We start from the raw sequence: 23,280 nt of genomic DNA, 5'->3' as shown, positions 1-23,280 counted from the left end.
GGATGATCGATGGCATGCGGGTGCCGATTCCGGCTCCGGAAGCCGGGTATGGGCCAGAGGTGTCCTCCTATCACGGCGGGGTGGCGGGCCGTCCCGTGGCCCGGTGCACGGTGGCCCGGCTGATGAAAGCCGCCGGGCTCAAAGGGGTCTCCCGGAGCGCGACCCCTGGCACGACCCGGCCCGGCAAGGCCGCTGAGATGCGCCCGGACCTGGTGAAACGCGCGTTCAACGCCGCGGCGCCCAACCGGTTGTGGGTCGCCGACATCACCTAGGTCCGCACGTTCGCCGGCTGGGTGTACGCCGCGTTCGTGCTCGATGTGTTCTCCCGTCGTGTGGTCGGCTGGCAGGTGGCCACGCATCTGCGCACCGACCTGGCCCTGGACGCGCTGGAGATGGGCCTGTGGACGCCGCGAGGCCGGGCAGCACGCCAGCGACCTGGTTCACCATTCCGACCGCGGCGTGCGATATGTCGCTGTGCGCTACACCCAGCGCCTGGCCGAGGCCGGCGCCGTCGCCTCGGTCGGGTCCAAGGGGGATTCCTACGACAACGCCCTCGCCGAGGCGTTCAACTCGCTGTTCAAAGCCGAACTCATCCGCGACAAGGGCCCCTGGCGGGGGATCGACGATGTCGAGATCGCCGTCGCCGAGTACATCGACTGGTACAACCACCGCAGGCTACACGGGGAACCGGGCCTCATCCCGCCCGTCGAGCACGAGACCAACCATCAACACCCCACCCCGCCCCTCCGGACGACGAGCGGGTGATCACAGCCTCCATCAAACCCGGCACTTGACACTCCGGTGGGTCGGGTCGCGGTTGCGGGCATGGTGGGTGCTGATGTGGGTGTACCGGCGGCACTGGCAACCGGTCATGGGTCCCGCACCGGTCCGGGTCCGCGCCGCTGTCACGGTGATGTCTCGGGTGGACGGGTGACGCGTCAACCTGCGAGAGCAAGCCTGTCTGCCGGTTACAACCAACACCGCAGGTCACCACCTCGATCGAGGGGGTCGAGGCCGCACAGGCCGGCGGCAGCCGGGGCATGCCTGAAGCGCGAAGGTCACCAAACCTGACGCGCTGTCACCCTTCTATGCGGCCAAATCTTGTAATAACGTCATAACACCATGATGAGACCTAGGGGTCGCGCCCGGGATCGGCGTGGGGCCGCCTCCCTCCGACCGATGTGCGTCGCCGGTGACCGCGAGTACGGCTGAGGCGCGCTCTCGTGCCAGGTCCCAGGGCGGGAAGGTGGCTCACCTGGGGGACTCAAGGAATTCACCCAAATGTGGCGATACCTCTTGACAAGCAATTAAGTTGTAATAACGTCATAACACCATGACGAGAGGAGCGGGCATGCGCTACGGGGTTATCGGGTGCGGTCGGATCCACCGTAACCACGCTCAGGCGGCGTTGGCCGTTGAAGGGGTCGAGCTCGTCGGCGTTTCGGACGTGGACGAGGAGCGGGCCGCGACGTCAGGCCGGGAGTGGAACGTCCCCTTCTATACCGACTACCGGGAGATGCTGGCGGCCGGAGTGGACGCCGTCGGCATCTGCCTGCCGCACCACCTCCACGAGGAAGTGTGCGTGGCCGCGGCCCAGGCAGGGGTGCATGTCTTCTGTGAGAAGCCGCTCGCCACGTCGGTCGAGGAATGTGACCGGATGATCCAGGCGTGCGATCACCACGGCGTGAAGCTGGCTGTCGTCTTCCAGCACAGGTTCAACGACAACGCCCAGGCGCTGCGCAGGCTGCTTGACTCGGGACGGCTGGGGCGCCCGGTGCTCGGCACGGCCCTTTTCCAGTACTACAAGAACCCTGAGGACACGAGCTACTTCGCTGGTAGTGGCTGGCGCGGAACCTGGGAACGAGAGGGAGGCGGCGTCCTGAACACCCACGCGGTCCACGCCCTCGACCTGCTCTGCTGGTTCCTGGGCGAGGTGAAGGAGACCCAGGGCCTGATCGCCACGCTCACCCATTCCACCGAGGTCGAGGACACCGCGGGCGGAGTTCTCCGCTTCGAGAGCGGAGCGCTTGCGACGATCGCGGCGTCGATGTCCGTCGGCCTGAAGTTCGAGTCGCGGATCACCATCTCGGGCACGAAGGGTGTCGCGGTGCTCACCGACTCCCGCCGACTGGACGTCGAGTATCTCAACGGCGGCCGGGAGACCCACGTCTACGACGAGCCCCTGGACGATCCGTCCTTCCAGACCAACCTCGCGTACGGGCGCGGCCACCTCGCCCAGCTCGCGGACTTCGCCGACGCGATCGCGCACGACCGGGTTCCGGTGTCCGATGGACGGTCGGCCCGGCATGTCCTCAGTGTCGTCAAGTCGTTCTACGCGAGTGCCCGGAACTGACCCCTTCTCACATCACCCCTGAAGTAACGAGGCATCATGTACGTAGAGGATCTTCGTTCCCGTCCGTTCCCGGCGCGCCGCGCCACCACGATCGCTGTCTCGCTGGCTGTCGCGGCCGGGCTGGTGGCCTGCTCCCCGCAGAAGCCCTCCAACGACACCGCCAACTCCGGCGCCTCCAAGACCGTCATCGACAAGTACCTGCTTCCGCCCGCCGACGCCGTCGCGTTCGGCAGCAAGCCGGGGCCGGTCGAGAAGGGCCCCATCACCGGCGCGCCGCTGTCCCTGCCGTACAAGGAGGTGCTGCCGCTTCCCGACGGACCGATCGGCGACGCGAACAAGAAGTACACCTTCTGCTTCTCGCAGGCGCTGATCCGGCATCCGTGGGCCGTCGCGCAGAAGGAAAGCGTCATGCTCGAGGCGGCGCGGCACCCGAACGTCAAGGTCATCTACTACAACACCGACAACGACGCGCTGAAGCAGGTGCAGGACATCGACACCTGCATGGCGCAGAAGGCGGACGCGATCTTGGTGTGGCCGCACTCTGTCGGCCCGCTGACCCCGGAGATCGAGAAGGCCAAGAAGGCCGGCTTCACCGTCGTCGGGATGGAGCGCACGGTCGCGACGGAGCAGTACGACACGTGGATCTACCTGGATTACAAGACGGCCACCAAGCAACTCGCGGAGACCGCCGGCAAGCTGCTGGGCGGCAAGGGCGTCGTCGCCGAAACGTCCGGCGCCATCGGCTCCTCGCCCCAGATCCTCAGGCACGAGGGCTTCGTCTCGGTGATGGGCCAGGAGTTCCCGAACATCAAGGTCGTGACGACGCCGCCCACCGACTACAGCCGGGCCCAGGGCTACAAGGTGGCACTCGACTTCCTGCAGTCTCCCGACGGCAAGAAGATCGACGCGTGGTACGTCCACTCCGGTGAGATCGCGATCGGCATCTACAAGGCCATGCAGGAGCTCGGCCGGACCGACATCCCGATCCTCACGATCGACGGCTCCAAGCCCGAGGTGCAGAACGTCAAGGACGGCACCTTCACGGCCGTGGCGCCCTGGACCCCGCTCCACGGCGACATCGCCTTTCGCGTCGCCGCCTACCACCTCCTCGGCAAGGAGGTCCCGAAGAACATCCTGCTGTCCCAGCCAGCGCTGATCACCTCAGACAACGCCGTCGACCAGCTCGACAAGACCTGGGGCCAGCTCGAGAACAAATAGCCGACGTACGACGGGGCAGATCCGAGGTGATGGTCAGATGGCTGGGGACGCGATGAATCCTATGGCTCCAGGGACTCCGAAGCGGGAGCACGGGGTACCGGTCGGACCGGGCGAGAGGGGCGCGGCGAGACCGCCCTTGCTGTCGCTTCGCGGGATCACGAAGTCGTTCACCGGCGTGACGGCGCTGTCCCAGGTGGGCCTCGATGTCCGTGAGGGAACCGTGCACGCGCTCGTCGGTGAGAACGGCGCCGGCAAGTCGACCCTCATGAAGGTCATGGCCGGCGTCCTCCAGCCGGACTCCGGAACGATCGAGATCCACGGTGCCGCCGTACGGCTCCACGGTCCGGCGGACGCCCGGCGGCGGGGGATCAGCCTGGTACCGCAGGAGCTGTCGTTGATGCCGCACCTTTCGGTGGCGGAGAACATCTACCTCGGCTGCCTGCCCCGGCGGGCCGGGCTGGTCAACCGGCGTGCCCTGCTGCGCGGCGCCCGGCAGGTGCTCGAACGGCTCGGTGCGAATGTGTCGCCGACCTCGCTCCTCGGCGAGCACGGACCGGCCGTCCAGCAGCTCGTCATGATCGCCCGTGGGATCGTCCTGGGCGGCAAGGTCTACATCCTGGACGAGCCCACGGCGGCCCTGACGGACCCGGAGATCGAGCGGCTCTTCGCCGTGCTGCGGGAGCTGCAGTCGGCCGGTGCCGCGCTGGTGTACGTGAGCCACCGGCTGAACGAGATCACCGGGCTGGCCGACGAGGTGACCGTGCTGCGGGACGGCCATGTCGTACAGCACCGTGCGGCCTCCGGCGTGACCGAAGACGAGCTCGTGCGTGCCATGGTCGGGCGTTCGGTGGAGCGGTTCTTCGACCGTCCAGGGAAACCCCAGGGCGACTCGCAGCCGGTCCTCACGGTCAGCGGCCTCACCCGCCGTGGCGTCTTCGAGGACGTCGGCTTCACGGTCGGCGCGGGCGAGGTTGTGGGACTCGCCGGCCTGGTCGGGGCCGGGCGGACCGAGGTGGCGCGTGCGATCTTCGGCGCGGACCCGGTCAACGTGGGCGAGATCACCGTCCGCGGCCGCCGGGCCCGCGTCCGGTCGCCGCGGGACGCCATCGCGGCGGGGATCGTCCTCGTTCCCGAGGAACGCAAGACCCAAGGACTCATCCTGAACCTGTCCATCTCTGACAATATCGCTCTCCCGCACCTACGCTCGTTCGCCCGCGGGCCGTTCATGAGAACGCGCCGGTTGCGTGACCACACCAAGCAGGCAAGCGAGCGGCTGCGGGTCAAGGCGCGGAGCGTCTCGACCGCCGTCGGCACGCTGAGCGGGGGCAACCAGCAAAAGGTGGTGCTCGCCCGCTGGCTGACCCGGCAACCGGCGCTGTACATCCTCGACGAGCCGACACGAGGCATCGACGTCGAGGTCAAGTCGGAGATTTACCGCGAGATCGGACGGCTCGCCGACCAGGGAGCCGGTGTCCTGGTGATCTCATCCGAACTGCCGGAACTCCTCGGAATCTGCGACCGGATCCTCGTGATGCGTCAGGGGCGACTCGTCGGCGCGGTACCGGCACATGCGGTGACGGAGCACGAAATCCTCGAAATGGCGATGGGAACGGGAATGTCATGACCACTACAGCCGACAGCGGCGTGCAGTCCGGCCCCAAGGCCGGTGGCAGGAGCGACACCATGCGCAGGGCGCGGAGCGTCTTCGCGAACAGCGGCATGATTCCCGCGCTCGTGCTGGTCATCGGCATTGGCGCGATGTTGTCGCCGGTCTTCCTCACCGCGCCGAACCTGGCCAACGTGCTGCGGATCTCCGCCGTCGTCGGTCTGCTCGCGATAGGCCAGACTCTCGTCATCCTGGCCGGGGGAGGAGGCATCGACCTGTCCGTCGGTTCTGTGACCGCCGCGGCCGGCGTCGTGGGAGCCCTCTACCAGGGGTATGGCCTGGCGGGGACGATCATCGCTGCCCTGGCGACGGGCGCGTTCTTCGGATTGGTCAACGGGCTGGGGGTGACCACGGCCCGGCTGCAGCCGTTCATCGTCACCCTCGCGACGCTGACCATCGCCCGCGGTGTCTCATTCCAGCTCTCCAACGCGACCCCCATCTACGTGAGCGTGCCCGGCCTCGACTACCTCGCGACCGGCGCGATCCTCGGCATTCCGGTGCCGATCGTCATCCTCGGCGTCGCCCTCCTCGTCGGACAGCTCGTGCTGAGCCGGACGGTGTACGGCCGGAAGCTGTACGCCGTGGGCGGCAACGAGGAGGCGGCGTACTTCTCCGGCATCAACGTCAACCGGCTGCGGCTGTCCGTTTACATGATCAGCGGTCTGCTCGCCGGGCTGGCGGGTGTGCTGGCCACCGCGCGGCTGAGCACGGCCGACGCGAACTTCGGCACCGGCTACGAGCTCGCCGCGATCGCCGCGGTCGTGGTCGGCGGGGCGCCGCTCACCGGTGGTCGCGGCAGCATTCTCGGCACCGGCGTCGGGGTTCTCATCATCGCTCTGTTCGAGAACCTGCTGAACCTCCTCAACGTCAACCCGTGGACACAGCTCATGGTCACCGGGCTCATCGTCATCGTCGTGGTGGCCCTCAACCGGAAGGGCGAGGGGGGCCCCGACCGCAGGATCTGGAAGGGGCTACCGTTGTATGCCGTGCTGGTGGCGGGCGCCCTTCTCCTGTTCTTCGTCCTCTGAACCCATCGATCCCCTGATTTCCTTTCTTCTCATCCCCAGCTCCATCTGCCAGGTCGAGTCGCGTCGACTCACCCCGGCGGCCCTCCGAAATTCCTGTGTCTGCGGGGTTCCTGCTCGTGACGATCGGTCATACGGTGACGCTCCCTGTCCCGTTCATCCCGTCCGTGGCCTTGTTCGCGGCCATCGGCGCACTGTCGTCGGCGCTCGCGCACCGGGGCGTCAGCGTCTTTCACGACGGCCTGCGGCCCGTCATGGGCTCCTTCCGTAAGGGCGAACTGCCGCGGAAGGAGGTGTCGAAGACGTCCTTCAACCTCGCGTGGGGCTTCTTCTGGGCCTTCGGCATCCCCTTCTCCATCGGCTATGTCGTCCCCCTGGTTTACATGATCTTCATGGCGACCGACTGGATCGGGGTGACCGTCCCAGGAGATCAGTCGTCTCCGTGGCACCGGACCGCGCGTGCGCGGCGCGGGGTCGCGCTCGCGTTGCTGGCGGGCGGCCTGTGGGGCGCGGGGATGGCGGTCCTGCTCCGCCTCATCACTGAGGCCATGCACCGCCTGCCCATCGAGATGGCCGGCCCGGTCCACCTCTTCAGCGAGCCCGCCGCCGGGGCGTACTTCTTGTTCGCGGTGCTGACCATCGCCTACCACTACGGCTACCGCCGGGCGTTCGTCGCGCTCGTGGCCTGCTCGGTCGCGTGGTTCGGCGCCCAGACGGCGGGCCTGCCGTACCCCGCGGTGTGGTCGTTCACCGTCGGGGTCGTGTTCCTCCTCGCGTTTCTCATCCTGGAGGCCCGGCGGGGCAAGGCGGCGCAGGAGCCCACCGTGGCCTGGGCCATCGAGGACGATGACGACGAGGAGGAGGACGTCTTCGACGAGAACGCACGGCGAATCCGCCGGGCCCTGCTGCCGATCGTCGCTCTCGCGGCGCTGATGGGAGCGGCGTACAACTGGGGCCTCATGACGAAGGACCCCATCTCCGGGCTGCTCTACGCCCAGGGCCTGGCCATCCCGGCGGCGCTGATCATGCTCGCGTGGGCCTTCGCGTTCATCCCGATGAAGTTCACGACCGCGGCCGTCACCGGTTGCATGGCGACCGGCACATTCCTGGACCAGGGCATCTCCATGCTCATGCCGAACCCGTGGGCCGCCGCGGCGGCCTGCGCGGCGTTGCGGGCGGTGGAGGTGCTCGCCCTCGTGGCGGTCGTCCGCGGCATCGAGCGGCTGCCGTCCATCCGCGAGGTCGCGGACGTCATGCGGACGGCCATCTTCCACGTGATGGAGATCGGTTTCCTGATCGGTGGCGCGCTCGCCGCCTCGGCCTTCGCCGGGCAGTGGGGGTTCGCCATCGTCGTCGCGGCCTGGTTCCTCAACAGCCGCAAGAACTTCCCGGTCATGCCGATGTCCGTCGGCGCCTACGCCGCACTGGCCGTCGGCGTGTTCGCCAACATCCTGGCCCTCCTCGGCTTCCAGGTCACCTGACTCGCCGCCCAAGTACCCCCCGTCCGCGATGGCCGTGGCGTCCTGTGCCGCCCAGCGGATTCGCGAGGCGGCCGGCTCTCCATCAGCGAACAGGAGAAGTACCAAGCCACTTGTCGCCATTACCGGCGCCCGCTCCGGAATCGGCGCGGGCGTTCGGCACGGCCGGACACCCGCTGCTGCTCACCGCCTGTCGGATCGACCGGCTCGAGGCATTGCACCTGCCCGGTTCGATCTGCCGCAAGCACGACATCCTTGCTCGGGCGTCACCACATCTCACGACTGCGGTTCCGGATCGGTCGGCTTGGTCATCGCTCTGAGATGGGCCTCGAACCGTGGATTGCACAGGGCGTAGCCGCTGCGCCTGGCGCGGATGAGACGGATGGCTTCGCCAGGCTCGACGCCGGTCTCGATCAACGTCCGCGCCACCACGAGGCCGGAGCGGTTGAGACCGGCCTGGCAGCGCACCAGCACCCTCCGGCCGGCCCGCCACTGGTCGTGCACCCAGCACATCGCCGCTGTGAGCTCGCTCTCGTCCGGCATCTCCGCGTCGAGGATGGGCCAGTGGCGCTGCTCGAGGCGGCCGGAGATCGGCTGTGCGGACGCGTAGAGGGTGAGCACGGCGTCGAACTCGGCCTCCGCGGGAGTGACCCAGGAGCCGCCCTGGTGCAGGCCGTCCAGGATCTCGTTCCATGGCTCGGATGGCACCGGCACCCAGCCGAAGCCTTCCACCACCGGGACCACGCACGGGTCGGTGTGCCCGTCGGCGAACGGGCAGTCCGGCGAGGCGCTACACGGGATCATCGGTTCCAGTCCTCGGCGGGAAGCGGTCAGGATGCGGGGCGGCGGAGCCGTCACGCACGCGGGCCCCAGGTCAGCAGCCGCGCGGGGTTGTCCACCAGGAGAGCGCGCAGCTCGTCGTCGCCGAGCCCGGCCCGGCGCAGCCACGGTGCGAGACGCCACGGGATGTAGGTGTATCCAGGGCCGCCTCCCCAGGAGACGAGCTGGCTGCGCCGGGCCAGGTCGCCGGACAGGCAGATGTGAGCTCCCAGCCCTGCTTCGAAGAGGCGCACGATGTGCTCCACCCGCCGGGCGTCCGGCTCGTACCAGTCCTTGGAGACACAGTCGTAGCCGAGGAAGAAGCCGTCCTCGGCGAGTCCGCGATGGATGTCGAAGTCGAGCCGACGGTCGAGGTGGCCCAGGCAGACGTGGCACGGGTCCGCCCCTGCGTCGAGCAGGATGTCGGCCTGCTCGCGGGCCATCGTGCCGGCGCTGGTGTGTGTCGTGATCGGGGCCCCGGTCTCCCGCTGTGCGCGCGCCGCGGCGCGTAGCACCCGCTCCTCGGCCGCCAGGACGACCTCGTAGGACGTGCCCGCCTTGATGATGCCGGAGCGGACTCCGGTGTCCGTCATGCCGGTGACGAGGTCGGTCACCATCTCGGCGACCAGGTCGTCCTCGGTCATGGCGTCGACGTCGATGACGCCGCTCCAGTACTCCGCCGATGCGTGCCCGGTCGTGGATATGACGTGCACGTCGGCGCGCTCGGAGATGCGGCGCAGGGCGAGTGGGTCGCGTCCGAACTCTGGGGTCGTCACCTCGACGAGTGCTCCGCCGCCGGCGCGCTGGAACAGCTCCAACTCGGCGACGGCCCTGTCCTCGTCGTCCAGCACCATGTCGCCGCCGTCCTGGAGCCGCTCGGCGGGCCGCGTGAAGAGGTGTTCGTGTCCCAGCGTGACGCCCAGCACCGCCGGATCGACGTCTCCCGTCACGGTCCGGATCTGCCCGCTCATGTCGCCTCCCGCATCTCTTGACTGTCCCACGAATCACATCATAATGTCATCACAACCTGAAGGGACTACCGAATGCCAAGTTGGCAGGCGATCTCCACCACGTCGCAGCAGCACGCTGGCACCGTCGCCCGAGAAGCGCTCTACTTCGTCGGCGTTACGACGTCGGGGTCCAGCATCATGACCCTCTTTCCTGCGTGGGCCCGGCACCTTGGGCTGGACGCACGGATCACCGGCATCGATGTGCCGCTGGGTGCCGAACCCGCAGCGTACCGGGCCTGCGTCAAGGCCATCGCGGACGACCCGGCCGCCCGCGGCGCGCTCGTCACGACGCACAAGTCGGCGGTGTTCGAGGCTGCGGGTGATCTGTTCAGCGAGCTCGACCCGTACGCCGGCCTGTGCCGCGAAGTGTCGTGCATCGTCTCGGCGGACGGCCAGGTCCGGGGCTCGGCCAAGGATCCGCTGACGGCGGGTCTGACCCTCGACCACATGCTTGGAAGCGACCACTGGGCGAGCTCCGGCGGTCACGTGGTCTGCTTCGGCGCGGGCGGGGCGGGTCTGGCCATCATGGTGCGCCTGCTCTCCGAAGCCCACCGTCCCGAGCGCGTGGTCCTGGTCGATCGTGACCCGCGGCGTACGGATGTCGCGCGGGAGGTCGCGGCGGAGATGGGCGTGGACGCTGGCGTGGAGTTCGCGACGCATGGCGACCCGGTGCTCAACGACGCGCTGGTCGCCGCCGCACCGCCAGGCTCGCTGGTCATCAACGCCACGGGGATGGGCAAGGACCTGCCCGGCTCTCCCGTCTCCGCCGAGGTGCGCTTCCCGGCCGAGGCGGTGGTGTGGGACCTCAACTACCGCGGTGATCTCGTCTTCGTCGACCACGCCCGAGCGCAGACTGCGGCGAGCGGGCTGACGGTGCACGACGGGTGGCGCTACTTTCTCCACGGGTGGACCGAGGTCATCGCGGAGGTCTTCGGCCTGCCCATGACGCCCGAGCTGTTCGGGCGGCTCGCCCGGGTCGCCGAGCCCTTGAGCGGACGGGCCGGGGCCGGTGGCAACGTGGCCGGAGCACTCAGCGATGCATGAAGTCGGTGGACGCGGGCCGGCGGTCGCGCACGACGTTCATCTCCAGCCGGGTGCGGTCCGCGCGGTGCCACGCCTGGAAGTACTCGACCGCCTTGCCGTTCCCGTCGTGCCCGACCGACTCGATGTAGAGGACGGGCTCGCCCGAGCGGATGTGGAGCAGACGGGCCAGCATGCCCTTGGCTTTGGACGCCTCGAGCGAGCGGTGCCCGGATTCGATGCGCATCTCCCAGTTGTCCTCCAGGACCCGGTAGAGCGACGTTGTCGAGAGCTCGGCCTGGCGCAGGTCGGCCAGCAGCTCCTTGCTCGACGAGTTGACGTACGACTTGGTGAAGGCGACGGTCTCGTCGTTGACCGAGCGAAGCCGTACGAGCTCGATGCACAGGGTCTTCTCCGGCACACTGAGCGCTTCGGCGACCTTGCTCCCGGCTTCGACGAGGTCGAGGCTGAGCACGTCGCTGACGACCTTGTGGCCTCGGGTCGTCATGTCCTCGAAGAAGCCCAGCGTGCTCTCGATGAACTGCTCGCGCAGCTTGGGCCGCGCCACGAACGTGCCCTTTCCCCGCATGCGGTGCAGCAGCCCTTCGTTGACGAGGTCGCCGATGGCCTGCCGTACGACCGTCCGGGACACGTCGTACCTGTCGCAGAGCTCGATCTCGCTGGGGAGCAGGTCCCCGGGCTGGAGCCCCTCCGTGTCGATCTGCTGCACGATCAGCCGCTTGAGCTGCTCGTAGTAGGGGACCGGCATGTCCCGCCGGATCGACAACGGGGCACGGTGAGCCATCACCACTCCTTAAGGCACTAACATCATGACATCATCACCGATGACTCAATACTAGGTCGCAACCTTAGTGGACCAGCCGCAGGCCCGAGGCGGAAAACGTTCGCGATTTTCCATGCCGGACGTGAGAAAAGCAATAGGAGGCTCGTGATGACGAGCAGAGAGATCATCCGAATCGTTGCCGCCGGCGTCGACGCCGCGGGAATGGCCACAATCGCGCAGGAAGCCGGCGGCGGCCGGGTTGAGGCGGCCGCGCTGGGTGACATGCAGGGCGCCCGGCTGGTGAAGAAGGGACAGGCCGACTTCTACCTCGGGACCTGCTGGTCCGGAGGGGGCGGGGCGCTCGCCGCCGCGACGGCCCTCCTCGGCTCGACGAAGGTCGGCATCGCGGGGACCCCCGGGATGGCCGTGAGCGACGAGAAGGTCGCCCAGCTCGTCAGCGAGGGCAAGATCGCGTTCGGCTTCCCCTACGAGCAGTCCCGCAGCGCGATCCCGATCATCATCAAGGCGATTCTCGCCCACCACGACACCAACGGCGAGGAGGCCGGTAATGGCTGACCCCGGCACCGTGGCGGCGTCCTCGCTCGCCGAGCAGATCAAGGCGGAGTTCGCCGAGCGGCTCGACCTGCTCGAAGACGCTCGACAGATCACCCCGCTGGCCCGGCGGCTCACCGAGCTCACTCTCGCCGAGATCGCCGAGGAACTCGGTGTCACGTTCACCGAGGACGGCGCCGCGCCGTTCGTGACCCACCTCGCGGTCGCCCTCACCCGGCTGAACCGGCTGGAAATGGAGGCGGTGCCGTCCGCGGTGGTGGACGAGGAGATCCGCCACCGGACCCGCGAGCGCGGGGTCATCCAGCGGGTCATGGAGGAATGCGAGAAGCTCCTCGACCGGGAAATACCGGACTCGGAGATCGCGTATATGACCGTGCACCTGTGCGCCATCCTCGACGACGACTGAAAAGGTCGGTTCCCCGTGACTGAAAGCATGGGCGACCGCCGCGTCGTCATCCTCGTTCTCGACGGTCTCGGCGTGGGGGTCATGCCGGACCACCCGCCGGAGGACGCGGGCGCCAACACCCTGCGCCACGTCGACCAGGCCGAGGGCCCGCTCAAGCTGCCCAACCTTGCGGCTCTCGGGTTCGGCAACCTCACTGACGTGCCCGGCGTTCCCGCCGAGCAGTCCCCGACCGCCGCTCACGGCAGGTGCGCGCTGCGCCACCCCGGCGCCGACACCTACATGGGTCACCAGGAGCTCATGGGCGGCGGACTCGACAACGTCCGGCTCCTGCTGCTGGCCGACGTCCTCGAGGATGTGGTGGCGGCGCTCAGCCAGGCCGGTCACCACTGCGAGCCGCTGACTCCGGGGCTCTCGCCACTGGTGGTCGACGGATGCGTGCTGGTCGCCGACAACATCGAGGCCCGGCCGCGGCTCAACATCAACGTGACCGCGTCGCAGGATGACATCTCGTTCGAGGAACTCACCAGGATCGGCGAGATCGTCCGTGCGACCGTGCCGGTGCCCCGCGTCATCGTGGTCGGCGGGCGAGGCTTCGACATCGAGGACATCCGGGCCTACGTCAAGGAGCGCACGCCGGGGCAGATCGGTGTCGACACCCCCGCGCTGGGCGTCTACGACGAGCACTATCAGGTGCGCCACCTTGGCATCGACTTCGCGGTGGACCAGCAGTTGCCCAGTCGCGTCCGGCAGGCCGGCTACGACGTCGTGCTACTCGGCAAGGCCGCGGACGTCGTGCGCTGCGAGGGAGCGGTCGCCGAGAACATCGTAAGGACCGAGGACGTGCTGGCCCGCGCCGCAGAGCACCTCGACGCGATGACCGGCGGGCTCATCGTCGCCAACGTCCAGGAGACCGACCTCGCCGGGCACGAGCAGGACGTCGAGCGGTACGCCCGGATGCTCAAGACCGTCGACGAGCTGCTGCCCGGCCTGCTCGACCGGCTTCGGCCGGGGGACATACTGCTCATCACCGGTGACCACGGCAACGACCCGACCGTCGGGCACAGCCAGCACACCCGCGAGTACACACCCGCCATCGCCTATGGCCCTGGCATCAGCCCGGTCCCGCTCGGCGTGCGGCCCTCGCTCGCCGACATCGGCGCCACCGCGGGAGAGATCCTCGGCGTGCCGCCTCTCAGGTCCGGGACCTCGTTCCTCAAGGAGATCTCGTGTTCGTAGACGCAACCCGGCGGCGCAACCCCAAGCTGATCGAGGCGACGGTCGAGCTGCACCGCGCCGGCAGGATTCCCTCCAATTGCTATGTCGTCGACGTCGACGCGGTCGCGGCGAACGCCCGCGCCGTCTCGGCCGCGGCGTCCGCCCACGGGCTGACCGCCTACCAGATGACCAAACAGTTCGGGCGCAATCCCGTCGTCGCCCACTCGGTGGCGCGCAGCGGCATCGAGAAGGTCGTCGCGGTGGACTTCGAGGAGGCCCGCGTCCTGCACCGGCACGGCCTGCGGATGGGCCATCTCGGCCACCTCGTGCAGGTGCCGTTCGCCGAGCTGGCGAACGCGGTCGCGATGGAGCCAGAGGTCGTCACCGTCTTCGGGTTCGAGCAGGCGGAACGGCTGGCCGAGGCGGCCAGGGCGGCGGGCAGGGAGCAGCCGGTGCTCGTCCGCGTGGTATGCGAGGGCGACGTCTACTATGCCGCGCAGAAGGGTGGTGTGCCCATCGACGAGCTCGTCGACGTGGCCAAGCGCATCGACGCGCTCGACGGTATTCGGGTGGGGGGCGTCACCTCCTTCCCCTGTGTCCTGTTCGACGAGGAGGCCCGCGAGCTACGGCCCACGTCCAACCTCACCACCATCGCCGAAGCCGCACGGATGCTTCGCGACGCCGGCATGGACGCGGCGATCGTGAACGCACCCAGCGCCTCCTGCTCGGCGACGGCCGGGATGCTCGCGGAGCATGGCGCTACCCACATCGAGCCGGGAAGCTGCCTGACCGGGCACACCCCGCTGCACGCCGTGACCGATCAGCCGGAGATCCCGGCGATGGTCTACGTCTCCGAGGTCACGCACATTCTCGGCGACACCGTCTACTCGCTCGGCGGTGGGTTCTACCCCCGGTCACGGGCGCGAAGCGCGCTCATCTACGGCCGCGGCAAGGACGAGCCCGTTACCGCGCGGGTCGAGCTGGACCCGGCCGAGGCGATCGACTACTACGGCAACCTCTATGTCGACGACCTCGGCGCCGTGTCGGTGGGCGACACCGTTCTCTACGCGTTCCGCTCACAGGTCTTCGTCAGCCGCTGCTTCGTCGCGGTCCTCGCGAACGTCGCCACCGAGCCGAGGCTGCTCGGGGTGTTCGACCGCGCGGGCTTTCCGCTCGGAGACGACCTCCTCCCGACCACCGCACCCTTGGAGAACTCATGAGCGTTTCGCGTACGGTCACCGTGCGTACCCCGTCCGGAATCCACGCCCGTCCGGCGGCGGTCTTCGTCGAGACCGCCAAGCGGTTCAGTTCGGACCTCTCCCTGGAGGCCAAGGACCGTAAGGGGAATTGCAAGAGCCTCGTGTCGCTGCTGAAGCTGGGCGTCGCGCAGGGCACCACGGTGGCCATCACGGCGAACGGCCCGGACGAGGCGGAGGCGATCGAGGCGCTCGTCGCGCTGCTCGACTCCGACGGCGCCGATGGAAGCGGCGGCCACTCATGATTTTGACCGGTGCGGGGGTGTCCGGAGGCTCGGCCTGCGCCCCGCTGTACGTTCTCCACAGCCGTGGGTCGCACTCCGCGCCGGTCTCGCTGCCGGTGCTCGACCCGGGCGCCTGGGGCGAGCGCCTGACCGAGTCCATCGAGTCCGCGCGAGCGGAGCTGGCCGGGGTCGTCGCCGACGCGACAGCACGGCTCGGCCCGGAGGAAGCCGGCATCTTCCGGGCGCACGAGCTGCTGCTCGACGACGACGAGTGGCGGGGTGAGATCGAGCGGCTGGTCGCCGGCGGTGTCGCGGCGCCCGCCGCGGTCCGCCAGGTGAGCGACGCCGTGGCGGCCGAGCTGCGCGAGCTCGACGACGGCTACCTGCGCGAGCGGGCGGCCGACGTGCTCGACGTCGCGCAGCGCGTGCTCCGGCATCTCGGCGTGGCCGAGGGCACCCCGCTGCCCACCGCGGCCGACGGAGAGGTCGTGCTGGCCGCGCTGGAGCTCACGCCGTCCGACACTCTTGGCCTCGACCCCGCCGTTGTGCGGGCGATCGTCACCGAGCGCGGCACCCGGACCTCGCACGCCGCGATCCTCGCCCGCCAGCTCGGCATACCGGCGGTCGTCGCCGTCGGCGGCCTGCTCGCCGCCGTAGAGCACGCCGTACCGCGTGGCGGGCTCTGCGCCGTCGACGGCGACGCGGGGACCTGCGAGCTCGACCCCGACCCTGGTACGGCAGCGCGGCACCAGGCGGCGAGGACCGTGGTCGAGGTCTGTCAAGGCCCGGTATGCACCGTGGACGGCGTCGAGGTCGCGGTGTACGGCAACGCCGCGTCGGCCGCCGAGGTCGCGGCCGCGGTCTCATACGGGGCGGACGGGATCGGGCTGTTCCGCACGGAACTGCTCCTCAGCGGCACGGTACGCGTGTTGGACGAGGAAGGACAGGTCGCCGCCTACACCGCCGCGGCGGTCGCGGCGGGCGGCCGTCCGGTCGTCTTCCGGACCTTCGACGTCGGGGGCGACAAGCCGGTCAAGGGACTGAGCGTCCCCCACGAGGATAATCCGTTTCTCGGCCTGCGCGGGGTCCGGCTCTGCCTGGACCGCACGGACGTCTTCGCCACCCAGCTCAGGGCTCTCGCCCGGGTGGCCCGCGACCACCCGAACGTTCAGGTGATGGTCCCGATGGTCAGCGGCCTCGAAGAGCTCGACGCCGTGGACGCACTGCTGGGCGAGCTCGCGGCGGAGCATCGGCTGTCCGTCGGGGCGATGGTCGAGGTGCCGAGCGCCGCCGTGCTGGCACGGGAGTTCGCCGCCCGGTGCGACTTCCTCAGCGTGGGAACCAACGACCTGACCGCCTACCTGCTCGCCGCGGACCGGAACAATCCGAGCCTCGGGAGCCTCTACAACGACCTGCATCCCGCCGTCATCCGCGTGATCTCTACGGTCCTGGAGGCGGGCCGGGAGGCCGGGGTGAAGGTCAGCGTGTGCGGCGAGCTCGCCGGCGACATCCACGCGCTGCCGCTCCTGGTCGGCCTGGGCCTGCGCGCCTTCTCCGCGGCGCCCCCGATCGTGCCCAGGCTCAAGCAGCTGATCTCTGAGATCGACTCACGGCAGGCCGAGAGGCTGGCGGAGCGGGTGCTGCGGGCCTCGCGGGTCGAGGAGATCGCGCACCTTCTCGCGACGTGGCCCTCCGAGGAGGCCTCCCATGCCGCCGCTCCCGCACGGGCCTCGCAAGCCGCACTGGCGACCGCCGGTGATCCCACCAGAGAGTGATCTATCGCGATGACCACGAATTCCGAACCCGCCACCGCTACCCGCTTCATGCCCGAGCATCCTCAAGACGTCCTGGCGGCTGACCGTGTCGCCGCCGTCGTTCGCGGCAGCCGCGTCGCCGACCCGGCCGGTCTCGCCGCGGCGCTCGCGGACGAGGGCGTGCGGTGCGTGGAGTTCACGTTCACGATCCCCGGGGTGCTCAACGTGATCGCGTCCGCCGCCGCCGCCGAGGGCGCCGTCGTGGGGGCCGGCACGGTGCTCACCGCGGATGATGCTCAGGCGGCCATCGACGCGGGCGCCCGCTTCATCGTCTCCCCAGGTCTCGCCCTCGACGTGGTCGAGCCGTGCCGTACGGCAGGCGTGCCCTTCTTTCTCGGGGCACTGACCCCGACGGAGGTCATGACCGCCGTGCGGGCGGGATCGGCGGCGGTGAAGCTGTTCCCCGCAGGGCTCGGTGGGCCGCGTTATCTGAAAGACCTGCGGGGGCCCTTTCCCGAGGTGCACTTCGTGCCATCAGGTGGCATCACGCCGGACACGGCACCCGAGTTCCTCGCCGCGGGGGCGCTCGCCGTCTTCGCCGGCTCCGACCTGGTGCCGCGTTCCGCGGTCGAGACGGGCGACCTCACGGCCGTGGCGAAGCGTGCGGAGGCCTACCGCGCCGCGCTAAGCGCCTCCGGCCACCTCGCGAGCCGACAAGCCGCACCCGCCGGTTGATGGGCAACGACTCAACCTGTAGGGTCATCATTACATCATTATAAGTTGGAGGTCTTTGTCGTGGAGGGCACGGAAGCGACCAGGCATGTGGCAACCACCGAGGAGACCACTGACGAGCGCAAACACCGCCTCGTCGAGGACTCCGTGCGATACGTATGGCGGCATGGCGTCTCGACGGACAGCACCCGCCGCGCGCAGGGCCCGATCGCGGTCCGCGCGAGCGGCGTGCAGGTCGAGGACATCGACGGCAACGTCTACCTCGACGCGCTTGCCGGCGGCTCCGCCGCGGCGACGCTCGGACACGGCCGCGAGGACGTCGCGGACAGGGTCGCGTCGCAGATCAGGACCATGCAGTGGGTGTCCCTGCGCACCTTCATCAATGAGCCTTCGATCGAGCTCGCCAAGCGCATCGCGGAGGTGGCGCCGGGCGACCTGACCACCTCGTTCTTCGTCTGCGACGGTTCCGAGGCCGTGGAGAGCGCCACCCAGCTCGTCAAGTCCTACCACCGCCAGCGCGGCAACCCGGGTAAGACCAAGTTCCTTTACCGCAAGACGGGCTACCACGGCACCACGCTGGTCGGCGCCAGCGCGAGCAGCAGCTCGGAGTTCCGCACGTGGTTCGCGCCGCTCGCCCCGGGCTTCGTCGAGCTCGACGCCTGCTACACCTATCGCCGTCCCTCCGGCATGACCGAGGAGGAATACGGCGAGGCGTGCGCCCAGGCGATCGAGGACGAGATCCTCCGCCAGGGTCCCGAGACGGTCGCCGGTATCCTTGCCGAGGCCATCCCCGCGGCCCTCGTCCTCACCCCGCCGCCGAACTACCTGCGTCGGCTGCGCGAGATCTGCGACAAGTACGACATCCTCTGGATCGACGACGAGGTCTTCATCGGCGTCGGCCGCACCGGGACCTACTTCGGCTCCGAGCACTATGGCGTCGTCCCGGACGTCATCACGGTCTCGAAGGGAATCACCGGCGGTTACGTCCCGCTGGGCGCGGCGATCGCCTCGCAGCGGGTGATGGACGTCCTCATCGCGGACGGCGGAACCGGGCAGGCCAAGGTCTCGGGCCACACCTACTCCGCACATCCGGTCGCGTGCGCCGCGGGGCTCGCCGTACTCGACGCGATACGCGACGAGAAGCTCGTAGACAACGTGCGTGACCAGGGCGAGTGGCTGCTCGCGCAGCTCCGGGCCTGGGGAAGGACCAACCCGCACGTCGGCGACGTGCGGGGCAAAGGCTTCCTGATCGGCATCGAGCTGGTGCGGGACAAGGAGACGCGGGAGCCGTTCCCGGCCGAGTGGGGAGTCGGGGGCAAGGTCTCGAAGGCCGGCATGCGCAACCTCTTCATGTGCCGCGCGACCGGCGACGTCGTGACGCTGTTCCCAGCGCTCGTCGCGACCCACGACGACGTGCGGGCCATGTTCGACGGCGTCACCAAGGCGATCGAGGAGGCTCTCGGTGAGCTCCCCGAGTGACTTCCCGGCGCTCGCGCTGGACCAGCTGCGGGCCACGGTGGTCCGGGAGCACATGACTCTTGACCAGGCGATCGACACGCAGTACGCGCTGGTGGACGCCATCCAGGCGGTCATGGGATCGGACGTCTACTTCACGGAGGACTACGGCCAAGTCCGCGAGCTGGCCACCGTCGGCTTCGGCGGTGGCGGGCGGCCCCGGGCCACCGCCCGCGTCGAGCGCGCACTGGCCGGCTTCTTCGGCACCGAGGACGCCGTGCTCGTGCACGGCGCGGGCACCGGCTCGATCCGGGCGATGCTCAACGCGTCGCTCCGGCCGGGTGACAACGTCGTCCTGCACTCTGCGCACCCGTACAAGACCACGCTGCCGGCCATGAAACACATGGGGCTGCGCCTCCACCAGGTCGACTTCAACGACCTCGACGCGGTGCGCGAGACCGTGGCCGACGTCGAACCGGAGGGCCTGTACATCCAGCACGTCCCACAGGGACTGGGTGACAACCACGAGATCACCGACATCATCGACCTGGCGCGCTCCCTGAAGGGCGACCGCGTCAAGGTGATCGTCGACGACAACTACGCCGTCATGCGGTCGCGTCGGATCGGTGTGCAGCTCGGCGCGGACGCCAGCGCGTTCTCCCTGTTCAAGCTGCTCTCGCCGGTGCAGGTGGGGTGCGTGCTCGGCGACGAGGAGCTCGTCTCGGGCATCCGGCGTGACCTGTCCTCGGCGGGCTGCCAGGTCCAGGGGCCGGGCGCGATGCAGGCCCTGCGAATGCTGGTCTTCGCGCCGGTGGCGCTCGCCGTCCAGAACGCCACGGTGATCGAGACGACGGATCGGATCAACGAGATGGTGTCCGCCGGGCGGCTTCCGTACATCCGCGGGGCCGTGGCGGCGCAACCGGGGATCCGGTGCAGCGTCCTCGTGTTCGACGAGCCGGTGGCTGAGGCGTTCGTCCGCGCGGCGTGGCGCAACGGCTCTCCCAGCCAGTCCGTCGGCGAGGAGGCGCAGCCTGAGGTGCTTCCCCTCTTCACCTACCTCACGAGCACCTTCCTCAAGGGCATGCCGGGTCTGGAGAAGTACGCGATCCGCATCAACCCCATGCGGGGAGGCGCGTCGACCATCCTCCGCGTCATCGAGGCCGGCCTGGCCGACGCGGAGTTCCAGAAGGAAGTCGAGGCCCTGCGGAGTTGATCCGCCCCGAACTCCTACTCGAAAAGACAGGAAGAGCCTGATGCTTCAACCGTTCACCCGTGTCCTCGACCTCGGGACCGGGGACATCGCGCCGGAAAACCGCCTCGTGCGGCGGCGGCTGTCCGACATGAGGGGCGCCTATGCCGAGGACTGCGACGGCGCCCAGGTGGTCTACGAGGTCTTCAACATCGACGTGCCCGAGACCAATTCTGAGCTGCAGACGTGCACCACCCGCCTCTACAACGGCAAGGTCGGCGACGAGTACTTCATGACGAAGGGACACTTTCACGAGGTGCGTGACCGGTCGGAGGTGTACCTCACGACCTCCGGCTACGGACGCCTCGTGATGGCCACCGAGGACGGCCGGTACGCCATCGAGGAGATGCGCCCCGGTTCGATGAACTACATCCCCGGCGGATGGTCGCATCGCAGCGTCAACGTGGCGGACGAGCCGCTCGTCTTCTTCGCCGCCTACATCGGCGACTCGGGGCACGACTACGGCTCCATCGAGGAGCGAGGCTTCCCCGTCCTGGTCGTCGAGGGTCCGTCCGGCCCCGAAGTCGTTCCGAACCCGCGGTACCAGAGCTCATGACGACGATCGCGGTCACACCCCGCGGCTTCCGGCAGACGGCGGGACGGCACCAGGCCCTGCTGGCGGAGCACGGGCTGAGCCCTCGCTTCCCCACGGTCGACCGGCCGCTCACCGGTGACGAGCTCGCCGAACTGGTCACCGGCTGCAGCGCGGCGATAGTGGGGCTCGACGAAGTCGGACCGGCCGCGCTCGCCACCGACACTCTCCGCGCCGTGGTCCGCTTCGGGAGCGGTGTGGACAACGTGGACCTCGACGCCGCAAGGCGGCACGGCGTCCTCGTCGCGAGGACACCTGGCGCCAACGCGGTATCCGTGGCGGAGCTCACGATAGCCCTGATCTTCGCGGTCGCGCGCCGGGTCACCTCGCTCGACCGTTCCGTACGGAAGGGATTGTGGCGGCGGGTACCCGGCTTCGAGCTGACGGGCCGCCGGCTCGGCATCGTCGGACTCGGTGTGGTCGGTCGTGAGGTCGCCGACCGGGCGGCGGCTCTCGGCTTGGAGGTCGTGGCCTTCGACCCGGTCGCGTCGGAGGCACGGGTGCCGCTGGTGGCGTTCGACGAGCTGCTGACCACGTCGGACGTGATCTCGATCCACTGTCCGCTGACCGACAGTACGGCTGGGCTGTTCGGAGAGGCGGCGCTACGGGCGATGAGGCCGGGCAGCGTGCTCGTCAACACGGCCCGTGGCGGGATCGTGGACGAGGCGGCGCTCGCCGCCGTCCTGCGCGAAGGGCACCTGTCGGGAGCCGCGCTCGACTGCTTCGCCCGCGAGCCGCTCACCGACAGCGAGCTAATCGGGCTCGACAACATCATCCTCACGCCCCACTGCGCCGGGACGACCCAGGAGGCCGTCGAGCGGGCCGGGGTCACGGCCGTGCAGGAGGTGCTCCGCGCGCTCGCCGGAGAGCCCCTACATCACCGGGTCGCCTGACACCTCAGCCTCAGGGGCTGGTGTCGACCGGTTGTCATAACATCGTCAGTTCTAATCAGTGAGGACCAATGGTACAGATTGACCCCGGCGCCCTGATGCGCGCCGAGATGGCTGAGCAGCCCGATCGTGTGGCCGCCGCGCTCGACGGTGTCTGGGCGGCGCTGGACCATCTGGGCCAGGCGGTTCACGACGCCAGGTCGGTCGTGCTGCTGGGCCGGGGATCGTCGCGGTCTGCCGCCACCTACGGCGTGCACGCGATCCGCACCTTCACCGGGAAGCCGGCCTTCCAGCTCTCTCCGGCCGAGCTGGGCTGGGGCGATCCAGGTGTGGACCTGTCCGGTGCTCTGGTGATCGCCATCTCCCAGTCGGGGGAGAGCCGCGAGGTGCTGGCCGCGGCGCAGCGCGCGACCGATCAGGGCGCACGGCTGCTCGTCATCACCAACTCTCCCGAGTCGGCGCTGGCGCGGCTGATGCGCGACCACCAGAGCGTGCTCGACTGCCGCGCGGGCGGGGAGCGCGCCGTTCCGGCCACCAAGAGCTTCACTACGACACTCGCCTGCCTGCTCGGGCTCGCGCTTGCCGGATACCCCGAACAGCTCGACCAGGCGCGCCGCCGGCTCCCCGGGCTGATGCGGGCTGTGCTGGACGATTCCGAGGCCAGGTTCGACCTCGCAGGGCTGAGCGGGTTCGTCCTCGTGGGCGAGGGCTTCGCGGAGTCCGTGGCCGAAGAGGGCGCCATCAAGATCCGGGAGACGCTGCGGACGCTCGTGGCATCCCTGGAGGCGAGTGAGTTCCTGCACGGAAGCGTCAACGCGGTGTCGACCGGAAACGGGGTCATCGCGGTCGGCGCCGACCCCCTCGGGCGTCACCTCGCCGAGCAGGCGGTTACCGAGGCCGGCCTGCGCGGGGCAGGAACCGTGTACATCGCGCCTTCCGGCGACTCGCCCGCAGACCAGCGAGTCGCGCTCCCCGAGGGCCCCCCCGAGTGGGTGCCGTTCCTGGCGATCCTGCCCATCCAGCGCGCGGCCCACGACGCCGCCCTGGCCCTCGGGCTCGACCCGGATACCCCGGCCGGACTCAACAAGATCACGCGCATTGGCGAGCTGCGGGCGGCCGAAGTGACCACATCCGGGCGGCGGACGCTGAAGTGATCCAGGAAAGTCTCTGAAGGAGGCGAACCTTTCCGGCGTCCAATTCCACGCGATCATTCTGCACCTCAGCCACCTTGTGGCTCATGACCCGACGCTGGGGGAAACGGCGTCGTTGTCTGCTGGCCATATGGCCTGGCGACCCTCCGCCCTGGACCCATGGGTTATCGAGCCATGGGCCTACCCAGATGACGACCAGTGGCCGGCAAGAGGTGAGACGGTCGCACTGCGTGGAGCGGGTGACGGGAATCCAACCCGCGCTGTCAGCTTGGGAAGTGCGTGTACGTGCCCGTACCCGGCACCGCGCTCCACCTGCGGCCGATCGCACTGGTGCCGCGATGGATCGCCGCCGACCGGCCCTTCCAGCAGCCCAGTCACCTGGGCCGCGACATCACCTGGCAGGACCGGCT

Annotated in this window: 22 protein-coding genes and 1 pseudogene; 20 read left to right on the top strand and 3 right to left on the bottom strand. The window is 69.1% G+C overall.

Features of this window, described 5'->3' with window-relative positions:
* From Sru01_RS34110 to Sru01_RS34080, 7 genes and pseudogenes are all read left to right on the top strand, one after another.
* Positions 1-272, top strand: a pseudogene (locus Sru01_RS34110) (hypothetical protein); the annotation flags it as partial.
* Between the two features lie 187 nt (positions 273-459).
* On the top strand, positions 460-765 hold the full coding sequence (locus tag Sru01_RS34105; protein WP_203994715.1) for an integrase core domain-containing protein: 306 nt from the start codon (positions 460-462) through the stop codon (positions 763-765).
* 586 nt (positions 766-1,351) lie between these two features.
* The gene (locus Sru01_RS34100; RefSeq protein WP_203994712.1) at positions 1,352-2,353 is read left to right on the top strand and encodes a Gfo/Idh/MocA family protein; all 1,002 of its coding nucleotides are present in this window, start codon (positions 1,352-1,354) and stop codon (positions 2,351-2,353) included.
* Between the two features lie 36 nt (positions 2,354-2,389).
* Positions 2,390-3,571 (top strand): substrate-binding domain-containing protein, encoded by a 1,182-nt coding sequence (locus Sru01_RS34095; protein ID WP_203994709.1) that lies wholly within the window; start codon positions 2,390-2,392, stop codon positions 3,569-3,571.
* 136 nt (positions 3,572-3,707) lie between these two features.
* Positions 3,708-5,195, top strand: a complete 1,488-nt coding sequence (locus Sru01_RS34090; protein WP_203994706.1) for a sugar ABC transporter ATP-binding protein — start codon at positions 3,708-3,710, stop codon at positions 5,193-5,195.
* Positions 5,192-6,265, top strand: a complete 1,074-nt coding sequence (locus Sru01_RS34085; RefSeq protein ID WP_203994703.1) for an ABC transporter permease — start codon at positions 5,192-5,194, stop codon at positions 6,263-6,265. Before Sru01_RS34090 ends, Sru01_RS34085 begins: the two co-directional genes overlap by 4 nt.
* Positions 6,266-6,429: 164 nt before the next feature.
* Entirely contained in the window at positions 6,430-7,743 is a 1,314-nt protein-coding gene (locus Sru01_RS34080) for a YhfT family protein (RefSeq protein WP_203994700.1), read from the top strand.
* A gap of 273 nt (positions 7,744-8,016) precedes the next feature.
* Here the strand turns inward: Sru01_RS34080 and Sru01_RS34075 are convergent, their stop codons facing one another.
* Positions 8,017-8,544 (bottom strand): protein-tyrosine phosphatase family protein, encoded by a 528-nt coding sequence (locus Sru01_RS34075; protein WP_203994697.1) that lies wholly within the window; start codon positions 8,542-8,544, stop codon positions 8,017-8,019.
* 50 nt (positions 8,545-8,594) lie between these two features.
* Positions 8,595-9,530, bottom strand: a complete 936-nt coding sequence (locus tag Sru01_RS34070) for a phosphotriesterase family protein (protein WP_203994693.1) — start codon at positions 9,528-9,530, stop codon at positions 8,595-8,597.
* A 72-nt stretch (positions 9,531-9,602) separates the two neighbouring features.
* On the opposite strand from Sru01_RS34070, the gene Sru01_RS34065 reads away from it, so the two are divergent.
* Positions 9,603-10,613, top strand: a complete 1,011-nt coding sequence (locus Sru01_RS34065) for a shikimate dehydrogenase family protein (protein ID WP_203994689.1) — start codon at positions 9,603-9,605, stop codon at positions 10,611-10,613.
* Here Sru01_RS34065 and Sru01_RS34060 read toward each other — a convergent pair.
* Entirely contained in the window at positions 10,600-11,394 is a 795-nt protein-coding gene (locus tag Sru01_RS34060) for a GntR family transcriptional regulator (RefSeq protein ID WP_203994686.1), read from the bottom strand. The genes Sru01_RS34065 and Sru01_RS34060 overlap by 14 nt on opposite strands.
* Positions 11,395-11,541: 147 nt before the next feature.
* On the opposite strand from Sru01_RS34060, the gene Sru01_RS34055 reads away from it, so the two are divergent.
* From Sru01_RS34055 to Sru01_RS34000, 12 genes are all read left to right on the top strand, one after another.
* On the top strand, positions 11,542-11,949 hold the full coding sequence (locus Sru01_RS34055; protein ID WP_203994683.1) for a DUF2620 family protein: 408 nt from the start codon (positions 11,542-11,544) through the stop codon (positions 11,947-11,949).
* Positions 11,942-12,352 carry a PRD domain-containing protein gene (locus Sru01_RS34050; protein WP_203994681.1) on the top strand — a complete coding sequence of 137 codons (411 nt, stop codon included), beginning with the start codon at positions 11,942-11,944 and terminating at the stop codon, positions 12,350-12,352. Before Sru01_RS34055 ends, Sru01_RS34050 begins: the two co-directional genes overlap by 8 nt.
* Positions 12,353-12,367: 15 nt before the next feature.
* Complete coding sequence (locus Sru01_RS34045) at positions 12,368-13,588, top strand: phosphopentomutase (protein ID WP_203994676.1); 1,221 nt, start codon at positions 12,368-12,370, stop codon at positions 13,586-13,588.
* A complete protein-coding gene (locus Sru01_RS34040; RefSeq protein WP_203994674.1) occupies positions 13,579-14,787 on the top strand; it encodes an alanine racemase in 1,209 nt (402 codons plus the stop codon). Before Sru01_RS34045 ends, Sru01_RS34040 begins: the two co-directional genes overlap by 10 nt.
* Positions 14,784-15,068 carry an HPr family phosphocarrier protein gene (locus tag Sru01_RS34035; RefSeq protein ID WP_203994671.1) on the top strand — a complete coding sequence of 95 codons (285 nt, stop codon included), beginning with the start codon at positions 14,784-14,786 and terminating at the stop codon, positions 15,066-15,068. Before Sru01_RS34040 ends, Sru01_RS34035 begins: the two co-directional genes overlap by 4 nt.
* Before the next feature lie 17 nt (positions 15,069-15,085).
* Positions 15,086-16,822: a phosphoenolpyruvate--protein phosphotransferase gene (gene ptsP, locus Sru01_RS34030; RefSeq protein WP_203994668.1), complete on the top strand. Its 1,737-nt coding sequence runs from the start codon at positions 15,086-15,088 to the stop codon at positions 16,820-16,822.
* Positions 16,823-16,831: 9 nt separating this feature from the next.
* Positions 16,832-17,536, top strand: coding sequence for a bifunctional 4-hydroxy-2-oxoglutarate aldolase/2-dehydro-3-deoxy-phosphogluconate aldolase (locus Sru01_RS34025; RefSeq protein ID WP_239138049.1), 705 nt, complete (start codon positions 16,832-16,834; stop codon positions 17,534-17,536).
* 45 nt (positions 17,537-17,581) lie between these two features.
* Positions 17,582-19,012: an aminotransferase family protein gene (locus Sru01_RS34020; protein WP_203994666.1), complete on the top strand. Its 1,431-nt coding sequence runs from the start codon at positions 17,582-17,584 to the stop codon at positions 19,010-19,012.
* Positions 18,996-20,201 (top strand): aminotransferase class V-fold PLP-dependent enzyme, encoded by a 1,206-nt coding sequence (locus tag Sru01_RS34015; RefSeq protein ID WP_203994663.1) that lies wholly within the window; start codon positions 18,996-18,998, stop codon positions 20,199-20,201. The genes Sru01_RS34020 and Sru01_RS34015 overlap by 17 nt, the downstream gene beginning before the upstream one ends.
* A 40-nt stretch (positions 20,202-20,241) precedes the next feature.
* A complete protein-coding gene (locus Sru01_RS34010; RefSeq protein ID WP_203994660.1) occupies positions 20,242-20,793 on the top strand; it encodes a glucose-6-phosphate isomerase family protein in 552 nt (183 codons plus the stop codon).
* On the top strand, positions 20,790-21,722 hold the full coding sequence (locus tag Sru01_RS34005) for a phosphoglycerate dehydrogenase (RefSeq protein WP_203994657.1): 933 nt from the start codon (positions 20,790-20,792) through the stop codon (positions 21,720-21,722). The genes Sru01_RS34010 and Sru01_RS34005 overlap by 4 nt, the downstream gene beginning before the upstream one ends.
* A 68-nt stretch (positions 21,723-21,790) precedes the next feature.
* Positions 21,791-22,873 carry an SIS domain-containing protein gene (locus Sru01_RS34000; RefSeq protein WP_203994654.1) on the top strand — a complete coding sequence of 361 codons (1,083 nt, stop codon included), beginning with the start codon at positions 21,791-21,793 and terminating at the stop codon, positions 22,871-22,873.
* Positions 22,874-23,280 lie beyond the last annotated feature (407 nt).

Source organism: Sphaerisporangium rufum (assembly GCF_016863395.1).
GTDB classification, from domain to species: Bacteria; Actinomycetota; Actinomycetes; order Streptosporangiales; family Streptosporangiaceae; genus Sphaerisporangium; species Sphaerisporangium rufum.
The sequence above is the reverse complement of the archived record's forward strand: the minus strand, read 5'-3'. Positions and strand labels throughout refer to the sequence as shown.

Excerpts from the sequence above, each read along its gene's own strand:
- Sru01_RS34100 (WP_203994712.1), top strand. The coding sequence starts at position 1,352 with ATGCGCTACGGGGTTATCGGGTGCGGTCGGATCCACCGTAACCACGCT.
- Sru01_RS34095 (WP_203994709.1), top strand. The coding sequence starts at position 2,390 with ATGTACGTAGAGGATCTTCGTTCCCGTCCGTTCCCGGCGCGCCGCGCC.
- Sru01_RS34085 (WP_203994703.1), top strand. The coding sequence starts at position 5,192 with ATGACCACTACAGCCGACAGCGGCGTGCAGTCCGGCCCCAAGGCCGGT.
- Sru01_RS34075 (WP_203994697.1), bottom strand. The coding sequence starts at position 8,544 with ATGATCCCGTGTAGCGCCTCGCCGGACTGCCCGTTCGCCGACGGGCAC.
- Sru01_RS34070 (WP_203994693.1), bottom strand. The coding sequence starts at position 9,530 with ATGAGCGGGCAGATCCGGACCGTGACGGGAGACGTCGATCCGGCGGTG.
- Sru01_RS34065 (WP_203994689.1), top strand. The coding sequence starts at position 9,603 with ATGCCAAGTTGGCAGGCGATCTCCACCACGTCGCAGCAGCACGCTGGC.
- Sru01_RS34060 (WP_203994686.1), bottom strand. The coding sequence starts at position 11,394 with ATGGCTCACCGTGCCCCGTTGTCGATCCGGCGGGACATGCCGGTCCCC.
- Sru01_RS34055 (WP_203994683.1), top strand. The coding sequence starts at position 11,542 with ATGACGAGCAGAGAGATCATCCGAATCGTTGCCGCCGGCGTCGACGCC.
- Sru01_RS34050 (WP_203994681.1), top strand. The coding sequence starts at position 11,942 with ATGGCTGACCCCGGCACCGTGGCGGCGTCCTCGCTCGCCGAGCAGATC.
- Sru01_RS34035 (WP_203994671.1), top strand. The coding sequence starts at position 14,784 with ATGAGCGTTTCGCGTACGGTCACCGTGCGTACCCCGTCCGGAATCCAC.
- Sru01_RS34025 (WP_239138049.1), top strand. The coding sequence starts at position 16,832 with ATGACCACGAATTCCGAACCCGCCACCGCTACCCGCTTCATGCCCGAG.
- Sru01_RS34010 (WP_203994660.1), top strand. The coding sequence starts at position 20,242 with ATGCTTCAACCGTTCACCCGTGTCCTCGACCTCGGGACCGGGGACATC.
- Sru01_RS34005 (WP_203994657.1), top strand. The coding sequence starts at position 20,790 with ATGACGACGATCGCGGTCACACCCCGCGGCTTCCGGCAGACGGCGGGA.
- Sru01_RS34000 (WP_203994654.1), top strand. The coding sequence starts at position 21,791 with ATGGTACAGATTGACCCCGGCGCCCTGATGCGCGCCGAGATGGCTGAG.